Below are 18,523 nucleotides of genomic sequence, written 5' to 3'. Positions count from 1 at the left end.
AAGTGTTATGAAAACATAGAAAAGCACTGAATTTATCGATAACCAAAATCACTTTATCTTTTATTCGAGAGCTATTCACTGCTGATCTGCTTTCATTAAAAAACATCAAAGATTTTACTCTACTAAAGTTGAGGTGCTGGATGGACTTAGATAAATTAGAAAGATTGCTGGAACCGTAGGAATAATGAAAAATATAAATTTTAAAACGAAGACTTTTTGCGAGGAATATAATCTGATAAAAATGCGGTGAAAAATTTCTAAAATCTAATTAAAACTCTAAATAGAGTGCATTGTTAAACACTCTATTTAGAATCTGTACATTTTACTGTTACCGAATAAAAACTAAAACCACTCCATATCCCTTACTTTTGTCGAACTCTTTGATGACTCTCATGACCTGCCACCTTTGTTTAGGAGATACCGTTTTTGTAGCAATTCCGTTGTTATGCGCTTGAATAAAGTCTCCGGCTTCTACTGTGCTGTCGCATCTGACATAAACCTGTCCTACAAGGCCCACAACATTCCATTCATCCCTCTCTTCCCTAGAGGCATAGTTCTTATCTGGCTTATAATCAGGGTTTTCCATAGGCGCCATGACGATTTGGCCATTGGCACCTTTCTGTTTTTCATAAATATACCCGCCAAAATCATTCTTCAGGTATCTTCCAGACCAATGGAAGCTTGACTCACCAAGTATCACACCAGCTGTTTCAGAAATAACTCCAAGCATAAAGTCACCTTTTTTTGCAGGTCTAATTTTATCACCCTCCAAAGTAACTAGGGTTCCTGCCGGAATTTTTTCACCGCTTAGGCTCTCAAAATATTCAGCGTAATCCGAGAACGTTTGGGAACTTTTTATGCTTCCTGAAGCCTTAATCGTTCCATCTTTTGCATGAAATTCTATCTTTCTGTTTGATGAGGATGGTGTGCTCCCACTTGCCCATCCTAGAGCAACTGAGTCTGAGTTCGGATTGATCGTATTATATGAGGCTATCACAGAAGATTGAGCAGCCCCAGTTGCTCTGCTTCGAACAGATCCAGCTACAAAATTATTATTTCCAGTAGCGTGGGAATCACGAGAGCCAATAATCCCGCTTCCTTTATGTTTAAACAAAAAGTACGGCGTCACGACGCCGCCAATCTTAAAATCTGTTTCGTAGCCTGAAAAGTCACAATTAGAAACATTAAGATCAGGGTCAACAGAAAAAATCCCAACTGTACCACTGTTATTTTTAGGCGATCTTTGCCCCCATACATTACTAACTACAGACTCGTACATACCGCTCCCAAAAACAACACCCTTTTCGGCTGAATCGATCAATGTCACACCATCAATCATTACCTTGCCGACAGAATTGTCGCCACCTACAATATAAAGATCATTATCAGCAGTTTTAAATCCTCGAATCGTTATATTCTTTAAATTGATTAGACGCCCTTTATAATACACGCTTACGACTGAATTTCCCTTATAGTTAATGGAGGAATCATCGCATATAGCATGAAAATTAACCACATTGACGCCATCGTAACCTGAAATTTGCAATGCATTCGGCCCTGCCCCTTTGTACAGATCACTCGGCTTAGGGTTATATGCGATACAGTTAGCCAGCTGAACGTCATGAGCTGATGCTGATTGAGGATCACTTGCTGTGTGGTGTCCTATATGCCGAATGCAAAAACTAATTGCATTTTCATAGGCACGGCAGTTCACAAGTTGAACTCTTTTTGCAGCCGGAGCATAATCATGAGCTTTAATTTCAAATCCTCGAACTCCTCCAATTGCGATGCAGCTATCAACCATTACATCCTGAGAGCCATCATCGATTTCAAAACAGTTTGTATTTGAAGACCCATCATTTAACCCCATCGGATGGTAAGAAAGACAATGACTGAAAGTCGTATGCTTTCCAAAGTGACATGTGAAATTATCATCGCCAGAGCCTGTTGCTTCGCAATATGAGAAGGTTACAAAGTTGCAGCCACCAGGCTGATAAAAGGTAGGATCACCATTTTCTCCGTGTCTGTTATAATTAGGGCTTGTAGCATCAAACCCGTGAAGGCCGGCATTCTTTGCAAAAACATGCTCTACAAAAGAGTAATCCACATTTGCAAAAAGCAAGCAGCTTGAAGTGGGCCCCTTAGGGATCTTCCATCCAGCAGGACGCGTATCTTTATTCCAGTCCAGTGTCAAATGTCCAATGTAGATATTTTCATTACCATTTGTATGATCACTATTGGTGAGTACAGAGTGACCAACTGGCGTATCGTCTAATAACTTGATGATGGTCCTTTTTTTACCCGCTCCAACCAGCATTGTATTCGAAGGAACGAGCAAGCCAGATACCCTAAATACGCCTGCAGGGACTTTTACGAGATAACCGCCTTCGGCCATCGCATCATGAAATGCTTGCGTATCATCTGTGACTCCGTCTCCTTTAGCTCCATAATCCATTACGTTTCGTTCATCAAGGTACTCAAATCTGTTCTCATACATTTTGAGTCTTTCATTTAAGTTTTCAAAAGTTGTTATTCCATTACTTAATGCAATCCCAATTTTACTATCAATCGTTTCGAAATTCTCGGCAAGCTTGGAATCAATTTCAATACTTTCAGTGCTTTCAGGTTTGTAAAGACCTAAAAACGTTGTATAATTTTCCATTTTTACTCCCCCTATTGGTTTCAGTTTTTAAGAAACATAACATCCCTTGCACTTATAAGTGGCAAACGTATGACAAACAAAAAAAGCGCTGTCTTTAAACAGCGCAAGATAAAATAATTTTCACTATTCATTTAGTAATTTTTCCACACGCTCCCGCATCTGCGGTACACTTAATCCGATAATTACCTGAAACGCCTTCCCGTTCCTGACAACGCCGTGTGCGCCAAGCGCGCGGAATACGCTGTCGGGCTCAACCTTTGTTTCATCCTTGACACTGACTCTGAGGCGGGTGGCGCAGTTTGTGACTTCAGTGATGTTGTCTTTTCCGCCCAGCGCTTCAATATACAGAAAAGCGGTGTCATCAGCCGTTTCAGCAGCGGAGGCCGTTTCCTCCTTGTTTTTTCGTTCTCTATATTCCTTTTTCGAATATAGCTTTGTTTCCTGCTGTTCATCCTTTTCCCGTCCTGGTGTAGCGATATTGAATTTGAGGATTAAAAATCTGAAGACGAAAAAATAAATTGCTGTAAACGAGAGCCCGATCAAAATTTGATACACATATGTCATACCGTGGCTGCCAAAGAGCGGAATCCAGTTCAAGGTTACCGCCTCAATCAGCCCGCCTCCCATATTTCCGACGACGCCGGCCATATACATAACTGTCGACATTGTGGCGGCAAGCACGGCGTGAACCGCAAATAAGAAAGGTGAAATGAATAAGAACGTAAACTCAATCGGCTCTGTAATCCCGGCGACAATCGCTGTCAGTGTGACAGGAATCAGCAGCCCTGCGACGAGTTTTTTCTTTTCCTTTTTGGCTGTCACATAAAAAGCCAGAGCGATACCCGGAATACCGAAGATTTTCGAGTTGCCGTGAAGCGCGAATCCGCCTTGCGGAAAGAGCTCCTTCAGCGGTTTGGCGCTTTGCGAATATTCGCCAAGATGCTGTGCCCAATACGTGACGATCCCGCCTTCCGCTACAGCCGGGCCATAAATAAACGGCGTGTAAATAAAATGATGAAGGCCAGTCGGAATTAAAATCCGTTCCAAAAACGTGTATATCCAAACACCCACCGCCCCAGAAGCAACCAGGAAGCTTTGAAGCGAGCCGATTCCCGATTGAACCATCGGCCAAATATAAGACACAGCCAAGGCAATCGGAATCATAATAAAGAAGGAAATCATCACGATATATGTTGAGCCTTGAAAGATGCCGAGAAAATCGGGCAGTTTTTTATCAAAATAGCGATTATGCAAAAAGACGACAATCGAAGAAATAAAGATGGCCCCGATAATGTTGGTGTCGAGCGTTTTAATGCCCGCAATCATCGTTAACCCGCTCGTTCCGCCGACCTCTTGGTTCATGTCGACGCCAAATGCTCCTCCCCATACCGTCAATATCGAGCTGACAAAGTAATTGAATGTCAAATAAACAGTAAGCGCTTCCAAACAAGCGCGTGCCTGAGCTTTCTTCGCCAAAGCAACCGGGATGCCGATGGCGAATAAGAGCGGCATTTGGTTAAAAACAGTCCAGCCGCCCTGCTCAATGATATACCAGCACTGATACCAAAAACCGTCAGGATCGGCGAGCGGGCCCATGAGGGTTTTATTTTTAAAGAGCGTGCTGATACCGACGATAATGCCGGCGAACGCGAATAATAAAACAGGCACAAACATCGCGCTTCCAAAGCGCTGAATTTTTTGCATCATACCAGAACCCCCTGCTACTCATTGTCATTTTTTTCTGCCTCTTTGTAATCAACATATGCGCGGAACAATGCTTCGCCAACGAGAAAAAACGGTGCAAAAGCGACAATTTCCGTTTTATCGCTTAATGTCACAGGTTTACTTGTCGCATAAAGATTATGCGGAGTCAGCTGGGCGAGGACATTGTTTTTTAAATTCGTAATGGAAATAAAGGGAATACCCTTTGCAGAAAGCATTCTTGCCTGAGGAATCAGCTCCGGTGTTTCTCCGGAAAGAGAAATGATGATAAACAGATCGTTTACTTTAAAATCATCGCGCATCAAATTAAATTCATTTGTGTCTTCAATTAAAATAAGATAGCGATGGCGCGGAATAAACATTCTTTGCAGGTCGCGGGCGCATATCTTTTGCGCATTTCCTGAACCGTAGACGAAAATGCGGTCTGCTGCATCAATCAGCTGGCACATGTCCGTCATGTCCTTTGTCCGTAAGAACTTCAAATTTGCTTCAATATCATCAAGCAGCTTTTGAAAACTCATACTCTCGCCTTCTTCCGGCTGATCTTCCCACTTTAAAAAGACGCGAAATTCACTGTAACCGCTGAAACCGAGCTTTTGGGCAAGCCGTAAAATTGAGGAACGCGATACACTGCAAGCTTTGGCCAGCGCGTCGATTCCAAGGTGATAGCATGTGTGCTTATGATTCAATATATATTTTAAAATATGAAAATCGTTGTCATTCAATTTGCTGTAGTGCTGATTGATCAGTTCTTCGAGCTGCATATCAGATCCCCCCATTTTCTTTCTATTATATACAATTACAGATTCGAAAATGGGGGAATTTCAGTTATGATATGCGGGTCGGGCTTTGATCAAGCTCAGGCCAGAAGTCTTTGTTGGCCTCCATTAAATCCTCGAGAATGAGTCTTGCCACACGCGCGTTCGGCACTGTTTTTGACAAAATTAGCGCCTGCCACAGCTTTTGGAACGATTTCTCCGCCCACGCTTCAACAGTCAGCTTCTCAACGGATACCTGCTGCTCCATAAGCCCTTTTTGGAATTGCGGAATGGTGCCGACGGTAATCGGTTCAGGCCCATTTGAGCCGACAATGCATGGCACCTCGACCATCGCAGTCGGGTCAAAGTTCGCAATTGCGCCGTTATTTTCAACAATCAACAGCATTCTTTCACCTGTGTTGTAGGCAATCGCCCGGGCAAGATCAACGATATATGATGCGTGGTCATCGATTTTGATTTCGCTGTTTTCCGTGGACTGCTCACGTGTAATCATGTCACATTGGCTGAAAATAAAAGCTTCGCGCCCTTCCATCACTTCATTTGCCCGCGTATGATTCGGATTTGATTTTTTCACCATATCATCCGGGAACAAATAATATTGCAAATACGTATTCGGCAGTGTGTCAGGATCTGCGGCCTGCACGTCACGCGCTTTGGCGAATGTGTCATTCCAGCTCGCCTCCACCGCTTCAGCCTCTGTTTTCGGAATATAGCCGTATTGAGATACATGCTCCTTCAGCTTCGGCATTAAATCGTTGCCCTCTTGATCCTGAATTGATGTCCACCAGCCGAAGTGATTTAATCCGTAATAGCGGACCTTCATTTCTTTTCTTGAGGATAAGCCAAGAATTTGCGCCATCCGGTCTTCGATCCCAACCGGCATATCACAGATATTGAGAATTTTAGAATTCGGTCTAAGGCGTCTCGTAGCTTCAGCCACAATCGCCGCCGGATTGGAATAATTGAGCATCCACGCATCAGGCGAGTATTTTTCCATGTAATCTAATATTTCAAGCACACCGCCGATCGAACGCATACCGTATGCGATCCCGCCCGGCCCGCACGTCTCCTGGCCGACAACTCCGTACTTCAACGGAATTTGCTCATCAAGCGCACGCATCGCGTATTTCCCTACTCTGATGTGCGCCATAACAAAATCGACATCTGTAAAAGCTTCTTCCGGGTCAGTCGTCGCTGCAAATTCAATATCAGGCGCTTTTTCTCTGATAAAAACGTCACAGGCGCCTGCAATTCGATCCTGTCTCTCCTTATCATTATCATACAGCTTCAGCTTTCTGATCGGAAACTCCTCCAAATGGTCCAAGAGCATCAGTACGATCCCTGGAGTGAAAGTGCTCCCTCCGCCCGCTATTACGATTGAGAATGATTTTTTCTTCATATGACGACCTCCTTGATAACGTTTACAATTTCATTTATACCATGAGAAAGCGCGTCCTGTAACACGTTTGGCGCACTTAGGTCATTTGATCAACTTTAGTGTTTTTTCCCATAGAGCGGGAAATTTCTCATTTGCCTTATGTCTGAGGGATTTGTTTTTTTTACCTTTTTTGTAATCTTAAAGTCTCACCAACTGTGAATTTTAAGTGAATATACGCCCTTCCAATTCTTATGAAAAGGTTCTTTTGTACGATTCGGATACATGCCGAATTATTTATAATCATTTATATAAAACATCCAATTGTGCGTGAATTTAGAAAAGGCAGGGGACAAAAGTTGGACTCATATAAAGTCATTGAGCTGGCAAACAAGTACAGTGCGGCCGCAGAAGAGGTCAGAAGCTCCAAAATGCTGCTTGAATCCCGGTTATCTGCATTGGGAGATGCTTGGCAGGGAAAAGCAAGAGATTCATTTGACCAGGATTTCGAGGAAACGAAAGCCGCCTACGATCAATTCGAACAGGAGCTGCTTGAAACAAGCCAAGAGCTGAAGGCTGCCGCTGTCAAAATAGAAGAACGAAAAGCTGAAATTGCCAGAATGGAAGAACTGGAGCGTAAAGCAAGAGAGGAAAGACATAAACTCGGGAGGTGAACGGTGTGTCAGGAAACATTGCAGTTGATCCGGATAAGCTCGAACAGCTTGCAAATGATGTAGTCACTGAATTAACTGATATGGAAAACAAATATAAGGACCTGCATGTGGAGCTGGGGCAGATGATTTTGCAATGCGATCCCCGCTACAGCAGCTGTTTTTCCGGAGTCGGCGATGCGTGGAGCTCAGGAAAAGCGCTCGTCACTAAGCTAAGTGACAATGAGATTTTCATCAGAAAAACGGGCGATAAATTTGTGGAACAAGATGATATTTTGCGAAAGCTCTACAATGCCTACGACAAATACGGTACGATGACAAGCTTAACCGCTCTTATGCTGACACAGGGAAAATATTACGGGTTAGGGCTTACAAAATTTGTGAAACAGCCAAGCGGCTTGCATACAGCCCAGCACTCAAAACTGCTCTTGGATATTTCCAGGGCCGTTGACAGCTCACGTTATCAAAAAGCGGCAAGAGTGCTTTTGAATCCTAAATATTTGTTGAAAAAGACAAACCGTCCATTTTCAGATTTGGTACATAAAAAGTTTACAAAATACTTCCCTCAGGACACGGTGGATTTTTCAAACAGCGTCAGAAGCTACACAAAAGGATTTCTTAATGAAGCCGGCGTACGCTCCACTTTGAAGGATGTGGGAAAAACGGGCTTGAAATTCGCGAAAGGAAATGCCATTACCGCCACACTGATTACCGGTGCGACCGAAACATTCGGAGCAGGCGTGAAAATTGCTGAAAATTATGCAAAATACCAGGACAAACCCGAAGTTCTCAAGCGTGAAAACGCCAAGGCTGTCGGGAATGCTGTGAATAATACGATTTTTGTTGCCGGCGGTGCCACAGCTGGTGCTGTCATCGGCGGTGCAATTGGAAGCTTTGCAGGACCTGTGGGTACTGTCCTTCTTGGGGCAGCAGGTTCATACATTGGCGGAGTCGTCGGAGAACAAATCGCCAAATATACAGCCGGTTTTGCCGAAAAAGCAGCCTTAAAGCTGAAAGAACCGATCCATGCTGTCGTTGATACAGCCAAAAAAGGGCTGGAATCCGCCGGCAAAGTCGTCAAATCAGTGAATGACGGCATAGATGCGGCGAATAAATCGATACATAAAGGGATAGACAGCGCGAAAAAAGGAATGGAAAAAGCAAAGAAAACAGCGGATTCGCTTATACACGGCGCAACCCATTTCCTTAAAGGGAAATTTTCATTTGGATAGGAGAATAAACAATGAAGCAGTTTACAATTAGCATAGAAGAACTCTTGTTTTGCTTTTACAGCGAAGGGTTTTTTGAACAGGGGATGGCCTTGAAGCAGGCCTATTTTCCGGAAATAGAAGATGAACAGCTCGGCGCTTTGTTCGAAGCAGCTTGCCGCTCACTCTTAGCTAAGGATGCAGCGGAATATCGGAACCATCAATATCGGTTAAAGGACGAGTACTGTCCGTTTATCCATGTATTAAACGACGCTGACTATACAGTGAAGCTTTCTAAATTTAACGGGCAAGGCGCCGAACAGAATGTGTCCTGCCATGTATCAAAATTCGGCACCTACTCTCACGAACTCCTTTTTGATGAACAAGTCCATCGCATTACAAAAATGGAATCAAGTGAAGGGTTACTTGCTAAGACAGATGAGTTTTTACATATAATAGATACAGAGGATAAAAGAGAATCGATTGTGACATTGACATCAAATGAATTTGAAAAACTCTTGGAGGGCGCTTCAGACAACCCTTCATATCTAAAAGAGTTCCTTGAAAAACATGACCACCAAGAGGACGTTACCCGATTTGCAAATGATCTGGCTTTGCGGAAAGGGAAAATGGATACACTTATGCGTCTGGCATATGGCAAAGATAACACTCCTGAAGTGGCTGACATGGCATTTGTCCTGCCGGGGGCCCACCATACTTGGCTTGTCACAGGCATCACCCAGAATGAATTTTCTATCCTCCCTGCTCATAAGGATGTTGTAAATCAAATCATTTCAAAATGATAAGAATTGAATTAACAAAAGGAGAAAAGCATTGAAAAACCAAGAAATCATTGAAGTCAAAAGCAAAATGTTCCTGAGAATATGGGCTTTTGTCGGATCTGCCGGTATGGGATTAGCATGTTTGTGGCTCTTTTATATGGGTATTACGTTTCAAACGAAATATTACCTATTAGCCATTCCTGCTGGCTTTCTGTTCACCTTGTTTTGTTTATATTTATTTATCATCTTCTTTCCGGCTTTCACCCCGCGGGGAAATACCATTTTCCGCATCAAGACAGGAAAAAATGGAGAAGTGTTCACTGACAAAGTGTCTGTTACGTTTACTGATATCAAGAAAATTGAGATGAGCCGCCATAAATTTAGTCTTAAAGGAATTTTCCAGGAAGATATATTGATCCAAACCGTTGATCAGAAGACCATTCGCATTCCCACTTGGAACATCATTCCGAATCCGTTGTTTTTCGAAGCGGTTGAACGCTATATCCTTCCCCATCTGAATGAAGAGGCGAAAAGCAATTGGATCGGACAGTTTACAGACATCCAACGCAGTGCGTATTTGAAGGAATTTGAGAATCACCCGAAGCTTTAGGGGCAGCACATGATTGAAGTAAAAAGCATGATGTTTCTAAGGGCTTGGCTGTTCCTCGCTACAGGGGGCGCCTTTATTGTGGGAGTCTGGCTGGTGTCTGAAGCCCTCACGTTTGAATCTAAATATGCCCTGCTTTATTTGGGCGGCGGATTACTGGCGATGATTTATGGATTGATCACATTCTTTATGGCTTTTCCTGCGTTCACAAGCCGTGGAAATGTCATTTTCACCATAAAGACCGGACCTAGTGGCGAAATCTTCTCGAGAAAGCGCAGCGTGCTGTTTTCCGAGGTGAAGCGGCTTTATATGGGACGCCATCAATACAGTTTGAAAGGGATCTTTTTTGAGGATATTATCATCGAGAAAACAGACGGCAGAATCGTTCGAATCCCGACCTGGAACATCATCGCGAATCCGCTGTTTTTCGAAGCGGTTGAACGCTATATACTTCCCCATTTGAATGAAGAGGCTCAAAACAATTGGATCAGCCAATTTACAGAGGTTCAGCGAAAAGCGTATTTGAAGGAATTTGAGAATCATCCGAAGCTTTAAAAGCTCTCCTCCTCTATAATGAAAGATAAATGCAAATTGAGGAGTGCTCATGATGCTGATTACCATTCTTTTATTTCTCGCGGCAGGGCTTGCCGAAATTGGCGGCGGATATCTGGTTTGGCTATGGCTGAGAGAGGCAAAGCCAGCCGGCTACGGAATCGCCGGGGCGCTGATCCTCATTGTATACGGCATTCTTCCTACGTTTCAGTCCTTCCCATCCTTCGGCCGTGTATACGCCGCTTATGGCGGAGTATTCATCGTGCTTGCGATCCTGTGGGGATGGCTTGTTGACCGGAAAACACCTGATCTGTATGACTGGATCGGCGCATTCATTTGTCTCATCGGTGTCTGTGTTATTTTATTTGCGCCGCGCGGATAACAAAATGGCCTGCTTATGAAGCGGGCCATTTTTGTTTAATCCTCTTTTAAGTTAGTCAGCTGCACTTCATGCTCCTCTTGCGGTTCGTCAAGCGGATAAATTCTTGCTGTTCCGTTTTCTTCATTCACGTGCTGAATGTATATAGGAACGCCGTTATATGTTACTTTCTTCATGTCGGGAGATTCTACAATTTCTTTCGCCCTTTGAATATTCATCGTAACACCCTCCTTCAATACATAACGTTTCCATTTCCTGAAGGAAGTATGCTTTATGATTCAGCGGACAAGTTGAATTTTTTTAGGCGTTTGTAGAAAGTGCTTCGGGGGATCCCGCTGATTTTTGCGGCTTGAGAGACGTTTCCTTTTGCAGATTCAAGCGCTTTGATCATCATATCCTTTTGGATTTGCTCACGAAAAGTAAGCACGCCGGCAGCAGCTGGCTTTTTTTCTGCAGAGCTGGCCGGCAATCCAGCGGCTTCCAGTAAAGCAGGAAGCGATTCATCCCTCAGCCGGCCGTCCGGAAATCTGATAGAAAGGCGTTCAAATACATTAAACAGCTCGCGAATATTTCCCGGCCACTTCCATTGCTTCAGCACATTACAAAAATCAGAAGGAAGTTCGCCTGGCCAATGATTCTTCTGTTTGTAGTACTCAAAGAGATCCGGGATATCCTCGGTGCGATCGCGTAATGGAGGGAGTTCAATTGGATAGACATGAAGACGGTAAAACAAGTCCTCTCTGATTTTTCCGTTTTCGGCAAGCTCTCGTAAATCACAATGTGTGGCGGCAATAACTCTGATATCAACCGGAATTTCTTTCGTCCCGCCGATTGGCGTTATCTTGCGTTCCTGAAGCACCCGTAAAAGTGCAACCTGCATCGAGTGGGAAATTTCTCCGATTTCATCTAAAAATAATGTGCCTTGATTCGCTTTTTGAAAGGCGCCTTTATAGCCATTTCGTTTCGCTCCCGTAAAAGCGCCCTCTGCATATCCGAACAGTTCGCTTTCAATCAAATCAGACGGAATCGCTCCGCAATTGACAGCAACAAACGGACCGTGCCGTCTCTCACTGTTCTCATGAAGCGCGCGAGCCGCGACTTCCTTTCCCGTACCAGTTTCGCCCGACAAACAGACCGTTGCATCTGCCGCAGCTGCACGTTCAAGGTTCATCAGCATCGCTTGCGATCGGCCGCTTTTCCCGATCACTCCATTGAATCGAAACACCTTCTTTTTCTTTTGTTCCGAAAGATAAAAACAAGTGCCGCCATCTCCTATGGTGACAGCTTTTTCGATTGAGTAGCCCCGTTCCTTCAACTCATACAGGTGCCGGCCCTGCCAATCCGGCATTGAGGTTTGAATCGGTATGCTCGCACTGATGATGTGCTGCTTGGTATTGCATAGCACCATCGGCACACTGGATGCAGCCCTCTCTCCAAAACGGCTGATCAACTCGAGCTCTTTCTCACGGCTTTTAGCTGCGAGTTCCCGTTCAGCTGCATAGGCGATCGCAGTGGCAATACCTAGCATATGAGGATGAGCGCCTGCAGCCGGACACGATATGTCAATCACACCCGCAAGGCTGCCATCCTCATGGTGAATCGGAGCGGCTGAACAGTTCCAAAGATGGGAAGCAATGGAGTAATGCTCTGATCCTTGTATCGCAACCGGCTCGCTGATGTGGAGTGCCGTGCCAATCGCATTTGTTCCGACAGCCGTTTCCGTCCAGCATGCCCCTTCGACAAAGTTGATGCGTTTGGCTTCATAGAGCGCGCGGGGATGGCCGTCCAATGCCAGAACAACACCGTCTGAATCAATTAACAGCGCCATCATTTCCATTTCTTTTATGGCAGGCAGCAGCTTTTCGAGGTAAGGCTTTGCGGTCGTCAAGAAGAATGAATGTTTTTTTGACTGCTGATCCAGCTCGGTTTGCTGTAAAACCTTCGGGCCTTTTTCTAAATAAGGATTGACCTCAGCTTTTTTGCAGCGATGCCATGACTCTGCAATCCGTTTTCTTAATCGGGCTTCGTCAAGCACACCGTCTTTCACAAAACGTTTCCAGGTTTGCAAATCGTTTGGGACCGAATTCATTTCCTTGATCGCTCCTCCCTTACACGCCGTTTTCATCTATTGTAGGGGAAAAATAAAGCGCTTTCAACAATAAAAAAGCAGGCGCCTTATATCCATGCGCCTGCTTTTTCCTTTATTATGCATGTACCGCAAGCCCGATCGTGCTTAACAGCGCCTCATGCAATGTTTCCGATAAAGTCGGATGGGCGGCGATAAAATGCTCCGCCATATCTGCCGTCATCTCACCATTCATGATCGCTGCCGCTTGGCCGATGAGCTCGGTTACATCCGGGCCAATCATCGAGACACCCACGATTTCGCCGAATTCCGGTTCAGCCATGATTTTGACCTTTCCTTCCGCTTGCTGTTTAATGAGCGCCTTGCCGTTTGCGGAAAAAGAAAATTCGCCGATCTTCACATCCCCGTATATGCTTCTTGCCTGTCGTTCTGTCATTCCGATACACGCGATTTCCGGGGACGTATAGATGCAGCGCGGCACATGTTTCTCATTGATTTTGACATCCCTTCCGGAAGCATGAGAAGCAGCGATGATGCCCTCATGGAAAGCGGCATGCGCCAGCTGAATGCCCCCTATAGCATCTCCGCACGCGTAAATATAAGGCACGTTCGTCTGCATGTGCCCATTCACCGGAATGCCCTTTGGAGAAAAATCAACTCCGGCCTGTTCCAGCTGTAATCCGTCAAGACGGGGTTTTCTGCCGATCGCCACCAGCACATAATCGGCCTTCGTTTTAAACTCTCGCTGACCGCTTTTCCATATTGCCGTTTTGGCCGTTTGATCCACCCGCTCTAATCTGGATGAGGTATGCACTTCGACACCGTCTTCCTCAAGTTTCTCCTGAAAGAGACGGGCAATATCTTCATCTTCAGCCGGGATCAGCTGGTCCGCTGTTTCAATGATGATCACCTTCGATCCCAATCTGGCGAACAGCCCTGCATACTCACACCCGATGACACCGCCGCCGACAATGACTAGTGAAGACGGAATCTCGGAAAGAGAAAGCGCGTCTTTGCTGTCGATGATCCATTCGCCGTCAAACGGGGCGAAAGGCAGCTCGATTGGCTCTGATCCGGAGGCAATCAATACTTGGTCCGCCTCTCTGATTTCTTTTCCGTTTTCTCCTTCGATCAAAAGCTTTCTTTCAGAAAGAAAGGAGGCTGTTCCCTTTACAACCTGTATTCGATTTTTCTTCATTAGGTACTGAACGCCTTGGACAAGCTGACTGACAACCTGTTGTTTTCGGCTTTGCATTTTACTCCAATCGACTGATATCGCACCTGCCGGAAGTTCGATTCCAAAGCTGTCGGCATGCTTGATTTTATCAAGAACGTTTGCGCTTTCTAACAAAGACTTTGTCGGGATGCAGCCTTCATTCAAGCAGGTCCCCCCAAGCTTGCCTTTGTCAATGAGCAGCACGTTTCTGCCCTGCTGTGCCGCGGAAACCGCAGCCGCATAGCCTGCAGGTCCGCCGCCGATAATGGCTAATGTCATGTCGTTTTCACCTGCTTTTCCTATAAAATTAATGCTGCGGGTTCTTCCAAATATGTTTTCATCGCCTTCAGGAATGCAGCGGCTGGGGCGCCGTCACACGCTCTGTGATCAAATGTCAGGCTGAGCGGCAGGATCGTGCTTCTGACGATCTCCTCCCCTTGATACACCGGCGTGTCATAGCTTGCTCCGATGCCGAGAATGCCTGTTTCCGGCGGATTTAGTATCGGTGTGAAATGCTCAACTCCAAACGAGCCAAGGTTTGTAATGGAGAAGGTAGAGCCTTGCAGTTCTTCGCTTCCCGCACGTCCCTCGCGTGCTTTTTTGGCATTTTCTGAGATGGATTGAGCCAGTTCTATCAGCGGTAGCTTTTCAGCATGGCGGATTACAGGCACCACTAAGCCATTTTCCAAGGCTACAGCCATACCAAGGTGTACATGGGGATGTGTGATGATGCGCTCATTTTGATAAAAGCTGTTCAGCACAGGGTGAGCTTGCAGAGCGAGAACGGCGGCTCTTGAGACAAAATGAGTGATCGTCAGTTTTGTGCCGTATCTCTCTTCAGCAGTTGGTGAAAGTTGTTTTTGAAGAGTGGCAAGCTTGGTGATATCAGCTTTCATCGTGATCGTCAGCTGCGCGCTGTTTGCCAGGCTTTCCTGCATTCGGGCAGCGATGACCTTTCTCATGCCTGTCACCGGGATTTCCTGCGCTATCTGTTCCGAAACAGGCTTTGCCTGATCTTTTTTCTGTTCAGCCAGCGCCTTTGTCACATCATCCTTCACGATTCTTCCGCCTGGTCCAGTACCTTTCAGTTGTTTTAGGTCTAATCCTGCTTTTTCTGCTATTTTCCTGGCGACTGGAGATATTTTCATTCGATCTTTTTTGGAGGCTGCGGGTTTGTTTTCTTGTTTGACGGGCTGAACGGCTTGCGGCATATTGTCTTCAGCAACAGGCGCCCCCGCCTCTTCCTGCACCGACTCATTGGCGTCCCCGATATAGCAGATAGCTGTGCCAGGCGGAACCTCTTCCCCCTCTTTCACTTTGATGTCGATCAGCGTTCCTTTTTCAGGCGCTTCGATCTCCATTTCAATTTTCTCCGATTGAATGCTGGCAATGCTTTCTCCCTTTTCAACCGGGTCGCCTACTTTTTTATTCCATATCGATACTTCCCCTTGTTTCATGGCCATTCCCAATTTTGGCATCACTACTTTTACCGCCATTTGTGTCCCCCCTTTAATTCATTGCCGGCTCGCCAAGCAATTCAAGCGTGACGCTGACAATTTTATCTGGTGTCGGCAAATATTGATCTTCAAGCACTGGTGAAAACGGAACCGGTGTATGCGGCGCTGTAATCCGTTTAATCGGCGCATCAAGCAAATCAAAGCCCTTGTCAGCAACAAGCGCAGCAATATCCGTGGCAATGCTGCATCGCGGATTGGCTTCATCAATAATGATCAGCCGGTTTGTTTTTTCTAACGATGTGAAAATCGCATCCTCATCCAGAGGAGACAGACTGCGGGGATCAAGGACCTCGGCTTCGATGCCCCTCTCTGAAAGCTGTGCAGCCGCTTCAAGCGCGGTATTGACCTGCTTGCCGACTGCAAAGAGCGTGACATCATTGCCTTCGCGTTTGATATCCGCTTTTCCGAGGGGAATTGTATAATAATCTTCCGGCACCTCGCCCTTCATGTTGTAGGACGTTTTGTCTTCAAAGAAGAACACCGGATCATTATCTTCTATTGCTGCAAGCAGAAGACCTTTGGCATCATACGGATTGGATGGAACAACCGTCTTCAGTCCAGGAATGCTCGTGAAAAGGCCATACAGCGCTTGTGAATGCTGGGCTGCGGCCCGGAACCCTGCTCCGTATGTGGTGCGGACGGTAATCGGCACTTGCGCTTTTCCGCCAAACATATAACGGAATTTCGCCCCTTGGTTGATCACCTGGTCAAAGCACGTGCCGATAAAATCGTTAAACATCAGCTCGGCAATCGGTCTCAAACCGGTTGATGCCGCAGCCATAGCCGCACCCATGTAGCCCGCCTCAGAAATCGGTGTGTCCAGCACTCTTGTGCGCCCGAATTCCTGTACGAGTCCCTTTGTGACCCCTAATACACCGCCCCATGCTTCATCATCCTGCAAATGATCGACCGCCGCTCCCCCGGCGACATCCTCACCGATCAAAAGCACATTTTCGTCTCTTCTCATCGCAAGCTTCATTGCTTCATTGATCGCGTCTGACATGCTTATGACTCTCGCCATCTCTTACATTCCTCCTTTTTCATATGACACGTACACATCTGTCAGCAGCTCCGAATCTTTTGGATATGGGCTGTCTTCGCTGAACGAGACGGCTTTTTCAATCGATTCGCTGACACGCTGTTCAATGTCTGACAGCTTATTAGCATCTGTTTCTTTTAAAAGGTAGTTTTTAAAACCTTGAATGGCATCTTTTTCTTCAAGATGCTCAACTCTTTCATCCTTCGTTTTATAGGTTTGGGCATCTCCTTCGAAATGGCCGTAGTTTCTGTAGGTCATACATTCAATCAAAGACGGGCCGCCGCCGTTTCTTGCTCTTTCTATCGCTTCCTCGGCTGCCTGGTAAACTGCTAAAATATCTTTGCCGTCAACTGTCACCCCCGGCATGTTATAAGCAGCCGCCCGATCGGCGATTGAATCACAGGCTGATGCGTACTCAAATGGGGTAGCTTCGCCATAGCCGTTGTTTTCAGCAACAAATACGACAGGAAGGTTCCATACAGCCGCTAAATTCAGCCCTTCGTGGAAGGTGCCTTGGTTATTTGCCCCGTCCCCGAAAAAGCAAACGCTTACATTTTTAGTCTGTTTATATTTAGCCGTGAGCGCTGATCCGCATGCGAGCGTAAAGCCGCCCCCGACGATTCCATTTGCGCCTAACATGCCTTTATCAAGATCCGCAATGTGCATAGAACCGCCCTTGCCTTTGCACAATCCGGTCGCTTTCCCGAAAATTTCCGCCATCATGCCGTCCAGATCACAGCCTTTGGCGATACAATGTCCATGTCCCCTGTGGGTGCTTGTAATGCTGTCGCCATCATGTAAATGAGCGCACACCCCTACAGCCACGGCTTCCTCACCGGCATATAAATGAACGAAGCCGGGAAGCACTCCCTGGGCGAACAGTTCATGCACTTTGTCTTCAAAGCCCCTGATCTCCAGCATCTTTTGGTACATCCACAGCGCTTTTTCCTCAGTTAATGACAAGCCCTCTCGTTTTAACAATTCCATTTTTTTGTGCGCCTCCTTCTATTTAGGGTTCACCATTATAAATGCAAGAAGTGTGCCAGTCTTTTGAGCCCGTAAAATCAGTCTTCTCGTCTTCACTTTGGAGACAGTTTGAGACGTGTGTCTCGTTTTGTCTCAAACTGATTCATTTGTCTCGTTTTACAGCATGCAAAAAAGACCGGATATCACCCGGCCTTTGACAATGATCGACGTATTTATTTCCTTGGAAATCTTTTTAACTTCCTAGTTTCTCTGCATCGTTTGACTGAATAGCTGCTTTTGAAAGAAAATCAATTGAATATTTGACATATGCGATACCGCCGTCCCCGTCCTTCTGCATACAGTCTATCGTGCCGTTTGAGTATGTATATCCCTTTTCATTAAGCGTTTTTCTGACCTTTTCCGCCATCTTTGCGGCATCTGTTTTTGATAACCCGCTGGCGTCTAACTGAATCGTCATGCTCATAGGCGCTTTTTCAGCCAGCTGTTTGTTCCATTTTGTATCTAACGTGAACTGTCCGTTTTCAATACTCAAAGCAGCATCAGCTTTTATAAGTCGAGGAACCGCTTTTTTCAGATCTGCTTCGATTGCCTTCGTTGCTTCTTCATTTACATGTTTTGATACTGATTCGGTATACGCTTCTTCAATTCCATCGCACGTTACTTTAGGATGCAGAAATCCCTTCGTACACATTGGGTAGCGATGAGATTGGGAGGTTGCTTCGAATACATATTCAGAGGTTTTAGCGTTATATACCCCATTCGTGATCTTGATTTCTTTCTTAGGATAGGTTTGTTTCACATAAGAGACTAGCTTCTGTTCTGCAGCATTTTTCGAAAATGGATCACCGAACCATACATGATAGATATATAGTCCGCATCCGAATAATGCAATGGCAAGCAAGCCAAACACAAGTTTTTTCATGTTCCCACTCTTTTCTTCA

Annotated in this window: 17 protein-coding genes; 6 read left to right on the top strand and 11 right to left on the bottom strand. The window is 45.5% G+C overall.

Annotated features, from left to right (window positions below):
- Positions 1-328 precede the first annotated feature (328 nt).
- The 4 genes from MHH79_RS04430 to glvA all read right to left on the bottom strand — a co-directional run bounded on the left by MHH79_RS04430 (position 329) and on the right by glvA (position 6,562).
- Entirely contained in the window at positions 329-2,662 is a 2,334-nt protein-coding gene (locus tag MHH79_RS04430; protein WP_251218321.1) for a peptidase G2 autoproteolytic cleavage domain-containing protein, read from the bottom strand.
- A 123-nt stretch (positions 2,663-2,785) separates the two neighbouring features.
- Positions 2,786-4,369 carry a PTS maltose transporter subunit IIBC gene (gene malP, locus MHH79_RS04425; protein WP_251218320.1) on the bottom strand — a complete coding sequence of 528 codons (1,584 nt, stop codon included), beginning with the start codon at positions 4,367-4,369 and terminating at the stop codon, positions 2,786-2,788.
- A 14-nt stretch (positions 4,370-4,383) separates the two neighbouring features.
- Complete coding sequence (gene glvR, locus MHH79_RS04420; protein ID WP_015482966.1) at positions 4,384-5,148, bottom strand: MurR/RpiR family transcriptional regulator GlvR; 765 nt, start codon at positions 5,146-5,148, stop codon at positions 4,384-4,386.
- Between the two features lie 64 nt (positions 5,149-5,212).
- On the bottom strand, positions 5,213-6,562 hold the full coding sequence (gene glvA / locus MHH79_RS04415) for a maltose-6'-phosphate glucosidase (protein ID WP_014476180.1): 1,350 nt from the start codon (positions 6,560-6,562) through the stop codon (positions 5,213-5,215).
- Between the two features lie 335 nt (positions 6,563-6,897).
- Here glvA and MHH79_RS04410 point away from each other — a divergent pair, with 335 nt between their 5' ends.
- Genes MHH79_RS04410 through MHH79_RS04385 form a run of 6 tightly spaced genes read left to right on the top strand, consistent with a single transcriptional unit; the run spans position 6,898 to position 10,740 of the window.
- Positions 6,898-7,212 carry a WXG100 family type VII secretion target gene (locus MHH79_RS04410; RefSeq protein WP_003243177.1) on the top strand — a complete coding sequence of 105 codons (315 nt, stop codon included), beginning with the start codon at positions 6,898-6,900 and terminating at the stop codon, positions 7,210-7,212.
- 5 nt (positions 7,213-7,217) lie between these two features.
- Positions 7,218-8,441 carry a hypothetical protein gene (locus MHH79_RS04405; protein ID WP_015482965.1) on the top strand — a complete coding sequence of 408 codons (1,224 nt, stop codon included), beginning with the start codon at positions 7,218-7,220 and terminating at the stop codon, positions 8,439-8,441.
- Positions 8,442-8,452: 11 nt separating this feature from the next.
- On the top strand, positions 8,453-9,220 hold the full coding sequence (locus MHH79_RS04400; RefSeq protein WP_003243767.1) for a hypothetical protein: 768 nt from the start codon (positions 8,453-8,455) through the stop codon (positions 9,218-9,220).
- A gap of 31 nt (positions 9,221-9,251) precedes the next feature.
- A complete protein-coding gene (locus MHH79_RS04395; RefSeq protein WP_003244496.1) occupies positions 9,252-9,809 on the top strand; it encodes a YfjD family protein in 558 nt (185 codons plus the stop codon).
- A gap of 9 nt (positions 9,810-9,818) precedes the next feature.
- Complete coding sequence (locus tag MHH79_RS04390; RefSeq protein ID WP_198511530.1) at positions 9,819-10,361, top strand: YfjD family protein; 543 nt, start codon at positions 9,819-9,821, stop codon at positions 10,359-10,361.
- Positions 10,362-10,410: 49 nt separating this feature from the next.
- Positions 10,411-10,740: a YnfA family protein gene (locus MHH79_RS04385; protein ID WP_015383120.1), complete on the top strand. Its 330-nt coding sequence runs from the start codon at positions 10,411-10,413 to the stop codon at positions 10,738-10,740.
- Between the two features lie 35 nt (positions 10,741-10,775).
- Here MHH79_RS04385 and MHH79_RS04380 read toward each other — a convergent pair whose 3' ends face one another.
- The 7 genes from MHH79_RS04380 to MHH79_RS04350 all read right to left on the bottom strand — a co-directional run bounded on the left by MHH79_RS04380 (position 10,776) and on the right by MHH79_RS04350 (position 18,504).
- On the bottom strand, positions 10,776-10,955 hold the full coding sequence (locus tag MHH79_RS04380) for a small acid-soluble spore protein H (RefSeq protein WP_015383119.1): 180 nt from the start codon (positions 10,953-10,955) through the stop codon (positions 10,776-10,778).
- A 53-nt stretch (positions 10,956-11,008) separates the two neighbouring features.
- Complete coding sequence (gene acoR, locus MHH79_RS04375) at positions 11,009-12,826, bottom strand: acetoin dehydrogenase operon transcriptional activator AcoR (RefSeq protein ID WP_100506794.1); 1,818 nt, start codon at positions 12,824-12,826, stop codon at positions 11,009-11,011.
- Between the two features lie 115 nt (positions 12,827-12,941).
- The gene (gene acoL, locus MHH79_RS04370) at positions 12,942-14,318 is read right to left on the bottom strand and encodes an acetoin dehydrogenase complex dihydrolipoyl dehydrogenase (protein WP_340035010.1); all 1,377 of its coding nucleotides are present in this window, start codon (positions 14,316-14,318) and stop codon (positions 12,942-12,944) included.
- A 20-nt stretch (positions 14,319-14,338) separates the two neighbouring features.
- Positions 14,339-15,535, bottom strand: coding sequence for an acetoin dehydrogenase complex dihydrolipoyllysine-residue acetyltransferase (gene acoC, locus MHH79_RS04365; RefSeq protein ID WP_309529782.1), 1,197 nt, complete (start codon positions 15,533-15,535; stop codon positions 14,339-14,341).
- A gap of 13 nt (positions 15,536-15,548) precedes the next feature.
- Positions 15,549-16,577, bottom strand: coding sequence for an acetoin:2,6-dichlorophenolindophenol oxidoreductase subunit beta (acoB, locus tag MHH79_RS04360; RefSeq protein WP_014476166.1), 1,029 nt, complete (start codon positions 16,575-16,577; stop codon positions 15,549-15,551).
- Positions 16,578-16,580: 3 nt separating this feature from the next.
- The gene (gene acoA, locus MHH79_RS04355; protein WP_015383114.1) at positions 16,581-17,582 is read right to left on the bottom strand and encodes an acetoin:2,6-dichlorophenolindophenol oxidoreductase subunit alpha; all 1,002 of its coding nucleotides are present in this window, start codon (positions 17,580-17,582) and stop codon (positions 16,581-16,583) included.
- Positions 17,583-17,814: 232 nt separating this feature from the next.
- Complete coding sequence (locus MHH79_RS04350) at positions 17,815-18,504, bottom strand: hypothetical protein (protein WP_100506791.1); 690 nt, start codon at positions 18,502-18,504, stop codon at positions 17,815-17,817.
- Between the last annotated feature and the right edge of the window lie 19 nt (positions 18,505-18,523).

The sequence above is a fragment of the Bacillus sp. FSL K6-0993 genome (assembly GCF_037977205.1).
In the GTDB taxonomy this organism is placed as follows: domain Bacteria; phylum Bacillota; class Bacilli; order Bacillales; family Bacillaceae; genus Bacillus; species Bacillus subtilis.
This window is presented reverse-complemented; position numbering and strand designations above follow the sequence as displayed.

Bases quoted from the DNA above. Each gene is read 5' to 3' on its own strand.
- glvR (WP_015482966.1), bottom strand. From the start codon at position 5,148: ATGCAGCTCGAAGAACTGATCAATCAGCACTACAGCAAATTGAATGAC.
- malP (WP_251218320.1), bottom strand. From the start codon at position 4,369: ATGATGCAAAAAATTCAGCGCTTTGGAAGCGCGATGTTTGTGCCTGTT.
- MHH79_RS04350 (WP_100506791.1), bottom strand. From the start codon at position 18,504: ATGAAAAAACTTGTGTTTGGCTTGCTTGCCATTGCATTATTCGGATGC.
- MHH79_RS04390 (WP_198511530.1), top strand. From the start codon at position 9,819: ATGATTGAAGTAAAAAGCATGATGTTTCTAAGGGCTTGGCTGTTCCTC.
- acoC (WP_309529782.1), bottom strand. From the start codon at position 15,535: ATGGCGGTAAAAGTAGTGATGCCAAAATTGGGAATGGCCATGAAACAA.
- acoB (WP_014476166.1), bottom strand. From the start codon at position 16,577: ATGGCGAGAGTCATAAGCATGTCAGACGCGATCAATGAAGCAATGAAG.
- MHH79_RS04430 (WP_251218321.1), bottom strand. From the start codon at position 2,662: ATGGAAAATTATACAACGTTTTTAGGTCTTTACAAACCTGAAAGCACT.
- glvA (WP_014476180.1), bottom strand. From the start codon at position 6,562: ATGAAGAAAAAATCATTCTCAATCGTAATAGCGGGCGGAGGGAGCACT.
- acoA (WP_015383114.1), bottom strand. From the start codon at position 17,582: ATGGAATTGTTAAAACGAGAGGGCTTGTCATTAACTGAGGAAAAAGCG.
- acoR (WP_100506794.1), bottom strand. From the start codon at position 12,826: ATGAATTCGGTCCCAAACGATTTGCAAACCTGGAAACGTTTTGTGAAA.
- MHH79_RS04380 (WP_015383119.1), bottom strand. From the start codon at position 10,955: ATGAATATTCAAAGGGCGAAAGAAATTGTAGAATCTCCCGACATGAAG.
- MHH79_RS04400 (WP_003243767.1), top strand. From the start codon at position 8,453: ATGAAGCAGTTTACAATTAGCATAGAAGAACTCTTGTTTTGCTTTTAC.
- MHH79_RS04385 (WP_015383120.1), top strand. From the start codon at position 10,411: ATGATGCTGATTACCATTCTTTTATTTCTCGCGGCAGGGCTTGCCGAA.
- acoL (WP_340035010.1), bottom strand. From the start codon at position 14,318: ATGACATTAGCCATTATCGGCGGCGGACCTGCAGGCTATGCGGCTGCG.